This window comes from Myroides sp. LoEW2-1, from assembly GCF_009767705.1.
GTDB lineage: Bacteria > Bacteroidota > Bacteroidia > Flavobacteriales > Flavobacteriaceae > Flavobacterium > Flavobacterium album_A.
The window spans coordinates 1-7,228 of the sequence record NZ_WSPP01000349.1; the positions used below are offsets into that span (position 1 = coordinate 1).

4 protein-coding genes are annotated in these 7,228 nt (G+C 32.7%); 2 read left to right on the plus strand and 2 right to left on the minus strand.

All coding sequences use genetic code 11. The features are described 5' to 3' along the window. Nucleotides 1–252: 252 nt before the first annotated feature. Nucleotides 253–1,509 (minus strand): alpha/beta hydrolase family protein, encoded by a 1,257-nt coding sequence (locus tag GOQ24_RS15735; RefSeq protein ID WP_160340115.1) that lies wholly within the window; start codon nt 1,507–1,509, stop codon nt 253–255. Nucleotides 1,510–1,680: 171 nt separating this feature from the next. Between GOQ24_RS15735 and GOQ24_RS15740 the strand changes: the two genes are divergently transcribed. Then, entirely contained in the window at nt 1,681–2,223 is a 543-nt protein-coding gene (locus tag GOQ24_RS15740) for a GNAT family N-acetyltransferase (RefSeq protein ID WP_155093391.1), read from the plus strand. A gap of 36 nt (nt 2,224–2,259) precedes the next feature. Here the strand turns inward: GOQ24_RS15740 and GOQ24_RS15745 are convergent, their stop codons facing one another. After that, nucleotides 2,260–4,383, minus strand: coding sequence for a M3 family metallopeptidase (locus GOQ24_RS15745; protein WP_155093390.1), 2,124 nt, complete (start codon nt 4,381–4,383; stop codon nt 2,260–2,262). A 195-nt stretch (nt 4,384–4,578) separates the two neighbouring features. Between GOQ24_RS15745 and GOQ24_RS15750 the strand changes: the two genes are divergently transcribed. Further along, complete coding sequence (locus GOQ24_RS15750) at nt 4,579–6,558, plus strand: S8/S53 family peptidase (protein ID WP_160340116.1); 1,980 nt, start codon at nt 4,579–4,581, stop codon at nt 6,556–6,558. The last annotated feature ends 670 nt before the right edge of the window (nt 6,559–7,228 follow it).

The window sequence follows — 7,228 nt, forward strand, 5'->3', positions numbered from 1 at the left end:
TTGATATAACGCTAATTGGTGGTTATCATCTTAGCAACATATAAAATGGAGAATGTGGTTTTCCGTAAAAAGGTGTATATGAAAATTTTTAAATTTGTCTCAACATTCAAAAATGCTATGAAAAAGAGATTTCTTAGTTGATTTGAAGTTATTTTTTTCAAATTACTTAAGACTGAATTGATAGCTACTTAGTAGCTATAGAGTAAAAAAAGCTAACTCAAGAGTTAGCTTTTTTATCTACAATCTTATTGATTACTTTACAGGTAAGTATTTCTTTATAAACTCTACTGCAGTTTTATTTTCTTTTACTATGGCTTCTGTATGAGAAGCTCCTTCTACTAATAATAAAGTAACATTTTCAGATCCTTTTGCTTTTAGTCCTTCTACCATTTTTTCAGTAACAGTGTAAGGTACATTAGTATCAGCTTTACCTTGAATTACAAGAATAGGTTTGTCTATTTTCTTTGTTCCGGGTTGGCTTTCTAATAAGAACTTTTGAACAATTGGGTCATTTTTAAAGGCATCTTCGTTTAATCCTGGATAATCCATTACTTTATTGCCTTGTTTTTCATTCATGAATTTAATTATATCATCTTTGAACGCAGAGCGAATTTCATCAAGGCATTCTCCGTTGTTTCCCTCTGAAAGCAAAGCGAGGTCTTTAGCGCGTTCTTCAAATAGGTTTGTATAATCAAATTCTTGCTCATATGCCTTAATTCCGGCTCCTGCAAGCCCAGCATAGGATAACAAAGTCGCATAAGAACCAACGGAATTTCTTTTGTCTAATGGCACGTTATTTTTAATTTCAAGCTGTTCTATTTGCGCTAATGCTTTAGGGGCAACTTCTAAAATGATTTCTCCAAGACTTGAAGCTGGTGCTCCTGCAACTGCTCCCTTGAAAAAAGGGTCATCATTAGCAAACTCTGCTACTCCCAAAGAAGCTTGTCCTCCCTGTGATTGTCCTGCGGACATCCAACCACCTTGTAATTCGTCTTTGTATTGCTCTTTTATGGCATGGATAGCATAAATAGAGGACAGTGCTTCGCTTTTTAAATTTAGATATGGATGTATTCCTTTTGTACCTAATCCTTCGTAATCTGGGGCTACAATAATATAGCCTTCTTCAAGTAAACTTTTAGCCATTACTTTGAAATTGGCTCCTATCATGTTGTTGCTTGGAGCACACGCATCACCAACTCCTACAGTTCCATGAGCCCATACAACTACTCTCCATCCGTCTTTTGGTTTTTCTGTTTTTGGATAAAAAATTAAAGCAGTTGCCTGCGTTGGTTGACTTAATACATTAGGCATTGTATAAGTCATAATAGTTATCTGTGATGCCTCATCTAATTTATCTATTGCGTAAGCCTCTTCTTTTATGTAAGTTTTTATAACTGGATCAGTTATAATGATTGATTTATTGCTATCATCATTATTACAAGCCGTAAATAGGGGAATGCTCAATGTTGTAAGACAAAACATAGCAATCAAAAGATTCTTTCTTTTCATTTAATTATTGTTTAGGTTAGTTTTCATTATCTCAAATATAGAAATAAAGCGAAGTCTACAAAGTTTTATTGCATAGTATAATACATTTTTAACGTTATATGGAGATTCATTTATATTGATGATTTCTTGTCTGTTCAATTTTTCTGATGTTCTTTTGTAAAAAAAGATAATATGATATTTCCCGCAGAGCAACCGATTGTAACAATTGGAGATTTAAGGTTAAGACCTTTAAAAATAAATGATGATAAAGATTTATACGCGTATTTTTCAAAAGATGAGGTAACTGAGTTTTATGATTTGTTTACTTTTAAATCTACTGATGAAGCTACTCAATTAATCCAAACCTGGATTGAGCGAACTGTTTTAAAGCAAGGAATTCGTTGGGCAATAACGTATAAGGAAGAAGATAAGTTAGTAGGAACTTGTGGGTTTCACAATTTGTCTGAAGAAAATAATAGGGCAGAAATCGGGTATGATTTGCATCCTGATCTCTGGGGAAAAGGTTATATGACACAGATCGTTAGCTTCTTAATCGAATATGGGTTTAAGAATATGAATTTACATCGTGTAGAAGCTTTTATTGACCCAAGTCATCATGCTTCTCGTAAGGTTCTTACTAAGAATGGTATGCAAACAGAAGGAATTTTACGTGATTACTTCTTTGAAAAGGGGAGATTTGTTGACGCTGAGATGATAGCAATATTGAATAAATAAAAAAGCCAGCAATTTTGCTGGCCTTTTTTTTACTGACTATTTTGTAAAACCTGAGTATTTTAATAAAGCATCTATTGAAGGGTCTTTTCCTCTGAAATCTTTGTACATAACTTCAAGTGGCATTGAATTTCCTTTAGAAAATACTTTGTCTCTTAAGATTTGACCATTTTCTCTTGTCATTCCTCCATTTTGCTCTAACCACTGGTAAGCATCATAGTCTAACATTTCAGACCATTTATATGAATAGTAACCAGCTGCATATCCTCCAGCGAATATATGACTAAAGTAAGTTGATCTGTATCTTGGAGGTACAGTAGCTAAGTCTAAACCATATTTTTTAAGAGCTTCTTGTTCAAAAGCTATTGCATCAGTAATTTTGGTATTGCTATCAATGATGTGCCATTCCATATCAATAACTGAAGCACCTAACAATTCTGTTAAGCTATAACCTTTGTTGAAGTTAGAGGCTTTCTTTATTTTATTGACAAGCTCATCAGGAATTACTTCTCCTGTTTGATAGTGTTTTGCATAATTCTTTAAAATAGACGGTTCAAATGCAAAGTGTTCGTGGAACTGAGAAGGAAATTCTACAAAATCACGAGATACGCTTGTTCCTGATAAAGTAGGGTAAGTTTGATCTGCAAAAAATCCGTGTAAGGCATGACCAAATTCATGATACATAGTTATTACATTATCAAGCGATAGAAGTGTAGGTTGTCCTGCTGCTGGTTTTGGAAAGTTACCTACGTTATAAATCACAGGTAATTGATTTAATAACTTAGATTGTCCAACAATATTGCTCATCCAAGCTCCCCCACGTTTACTATTTCTTTGATAGTAATCAGCATAGAATAATCCTACTTGGCTTCCATCTTCATTAAATATTTCATAAACTTTCACGTCTTCTTGCCATACTGGAATATCTGTTCGCTCTTTAAATGACAAACCATAAAGTTGTTTAGCCATATAAAAAACACCGTTTTCCATCACAGAGTTCATTTCGAAATAGGGTTTTAAATCGTTTTGATTCAAAGCGTATTTTTCTTCCCTAATCTTTTCTGCATAATAGTTCCAATCTGCTGCAGTTAGAGTAAATGGATCGGCTTCTTTGTTTATTAAATCTTGGATTTCTTTTGCTTCTTCTTTTGCACTATTAACAGCAAAAGGACTTAAATCTTTTAATATCTTAATAGCATTATCAGGAGTTTGTGCCATCGTTCCTTGTAAGCTCCAAGCAGCATAGTTATCAAAACCTAATAATTTTGCTTTTTCAGCTCTTTTGTGTGCAAGCTCTATAAGAGTAGAACGAGTGTCATTTTCATCTCCTTTTTCAGCTCTAATCCATGCTTGTTCAAATAGTTTTTTACGGGTTTCTTTATTGGTTAACTTATCTAAGTCTGGTTGTTGAGTTGTATTATTTAGGTCTATTAGATAAGTTCCGTTTTCTTGTTTTATTGCGTCTAATTCACTAGTACTTAAGCCCGAAAGCTCTTCTTTTGTAAAAGATACTCCTCCTTGTTTAGTTGCAGCCAATAATTTATCTCCAAATTGATTATTTAATGTTGCAATAGTTTGATTTAGTTCTTTTAGTTTTTCTTTATCTGTTTGGCTTAAGTTTGCTCCAGCTTTTTCAAAGTTTTGATAATAAACCTCCACAAGGCGTTCTTGTTCCGAAGTAAGATTCAAATCTTTTAAATTATCATGTAATTTTTTAATGCGTTGAAATAAAGCATCATTTAAGTATATAGCATCATTATGGGTAGCAAATTTAGGAGCTAATTCATTGCTAACAGCCTTTAATTCATCGTTTGTATGTGCTCCTGTTAATAGATAAAATACAGAACTTACTCTATCCAATAATTCACTTGATTTTTCTAAAGCTACTAATGTATTATCAAAGGTTGCTTCATCAGTAGTGCTTGTGATTTTGTCAATTGCTTCAATTTGACGACGCATTCCTTCAAGTAATGCTGGTTTGAAATCTTTGTTTTTGATTTTGCTGAAATCTGCTGTTTGGTAAGGTAGCGTACTTGGATTATAGAAAGAATTGTTTTCGTTCCAATCTGTTACCTCTGTAGTGCCTTTTTTTGTGTTGTTACATGAGACTGAAAAAACAGAAGCTCCTACAACAACGCTTAAAATAGCTTGTTTTGCGTACATATTATTATAAGTTAATGTTAGTTATTGTCAAATATATTGAAATATTAGGTAAAAACAGGAAAACTGCTATTAAATGAGGTTGATTTGAAATGATAAAGTGAGAATATAGGTATGTATTTGTAATAATTATTGATAATAATTAGTAAAAGAACTGGAAAAAGATGAAATTTACATTTGAATTAGTGTATGACAGGTATGAGAATTGGTATAGGGATTTTATTATTAATGACAAGTAGTGTTTTTGGACAAAATACTGCCTTGAGAAGTGAGATTGGAAATAAGTATGATGGCGAAAAAGTAGATCTTTTTATTTCTACTTTAGATCAACAACATAAAAGTGATTCACTTTCTATTGTTCAATTTGAAGATTTGTATACTGCTGAAAAGAAAACGAATTTTACTCATTCTTTTACTTCTTTGCGCCGAATAGAGCAACAACAATTTCCGATTTATTATAAACTAGGGAATGTTGTAGCCAGACAAGTTAGTGGCGTGAATAGTTTGAATATGGATAGTCGCACAAGTAATTTGTTGGGAAACAATATGATAGTGGCTGTTGTTGATGGAGAAACTGCTTTAGCTAAACATATTGAATTTAAAGGGGATAAAGATGCTTGGCGTGTGGTGTTAGGGGAAGAACAAAATGATATTTATTCATTTGATAAAGCGATTCAAAAGAAAAGGGAATCGGCAAGGCTACACGCTACACATGTGACAGGTACTATATTAGCAAAGGGATTGAATCCTAAAGCAAAAGGTATGGCTCCGATGGCAAATGTGGTTTCTTTTGGTTGGGATAATGATATTCTTAAAATAACTGATTTAGCCAAACAAGGAGTATTGTTGTCTAATCACTCTTATGGTATCGCAGTAATAGATGATGATAAAAGGCCTTTATTACCTGTTAATTACTTTGGAACTTATAATATTGATGCGCATAATTTTGATAGAGTTTGTTATTTGTTTCCCTACTTTCAACCTGTAATTGCAGCTGGTAATGATTTAGGTGTGGCGGATATTGTTAATCCTACAAAGAATGGGGTGAATCTATTAGTTGGTTATTCTACTGCTAAGAATCCGATTGTTGTAGCTGCATTGGATCCTGGGGTTCCTGAACAGAATTTTCAAACAAATTTTAGTAGTACAGGGCCTACAAATGATTTTAGAGTAAAACCTGATATAACAGCTGATGGAGTGAATATTTTCTCTACTGCCTTTGTCAACCCTTTGGTTAAAGGTATTTCAATTCAAGATAATCTATATACTAATTTGAGTGGAACATCTATGGCTACACCTGTTGTTACTGGAGTATTGTCGCTTTGGCAACAATGGGCTATAGAAAAGAAAGGTTTTCCTCTAAAGGCGGCAACTCTAAAGGCTGTAATGATTCAATCCGCTCAAAAAATAGAACTTTACGATGGACCAAGTTACCGATATGGATGGGGATTGTTAAATGCTAAATCTGGAGTAGAATTACTTAATAATTCTCTATCTAAAGAAGCTTTAGTTTTGGAGAGTAATTTATTTCAAAATAGAGAGTTTAGAACTACAGTAAACTTAAATTCAGATAGCGAGAAAATGTTGTTTACATTAGTTTGGACGGATAAAGAAGGTGTTAATAAAATAGGTGTAAATAATGAATATTATGGAAGAGATTTGGTCAATGATTTGGATTTGCGCGTTTTTTATAATGGAGAAGAGTATTTACCTTGGATGTTAAACCAAGATTTTTTAAATCCAAAGGCGGTTAAGGGGGATAATTTAGTCGATAATGTTGAGAAAATAGAGATTGAAAATGCTTCCAAAGGAGAATATGAAATAGTAATTAGACATAAAGGTGCGTTGGTAGGTTCTGTACAAGACTTCTCTCTAGTGGTTAGTAATTCGTCTTTTAATGGGATTTCATATAATCAAAATAGTATCACACTTGATAATAGTATTGCTATTTGGCCTAATCCTGCAGAAGATTACTGCTATATTGAAATTGATCAGGCTTACGTCTTTGATAAACATACTGTAGAGTTGTATAGTATAAATGGACAACTATTAAAAGAACAAGAAATTGTTGGGTCTAATCGTGCTATAATTAACGTTTCTGATTTACCGAAAGGAATTTATCTGGTTTATGTAGAGATTGGTGGAGAACGATATCGTAAGAAATTAATTAAGAAGTAAAACGATTTTGAGTATAGTTAACAAAGGTTCTATTATAATAAATATAGTAGAACCTTTGTTGTTTTTAATATTGTACTTACGAGTAGGTGCTATACTATATATAGTATAAAGAATCTTGTTAAAGGAAGTAAATGCATTATTACTGGTGTAAGTAAGGTAGGAAAGGGGGTATGATATCATTAATCCAAAAAAAAGTTTCACTTGTAAAGTGTACCATAATAGGTAGTTATCGTTACTCCGAAAAAAACCTTTAAAAAAAGGCGTTATAAAGTTTGGAAGTAGCGTAAAAGATACTACTTTTGCATCCGCATTAGAGAAGTAATAACGACTCTAGAGGCAGACGCTCCTAAATATAAAGAAAGCAGCAAAGAAGAATTAATAACTTTGAAAAGCTTTAAAAACTTTAACAAAATAAAGTTTGGATAAGTAAAAGATAAGGTGTTATCTTTGCGGTCCGCTTCAGTAAATACTGTAGCTCGCAAGAAAAAAGAAAAAGAAATTTTTCAAAAAAAGTTTTGGGAGATTAAAAAATAGTTTTACTTTTGCACTCGCTTTGAAACACAAGTGGAAAAAACAAGAAGAATACGTTCTAAGACATATTGGACAACAGCATACAAAAAGAGAGTAAGGCAAGTCGAAAGATTTGAATTAACGCGCTAATCGAAAATAT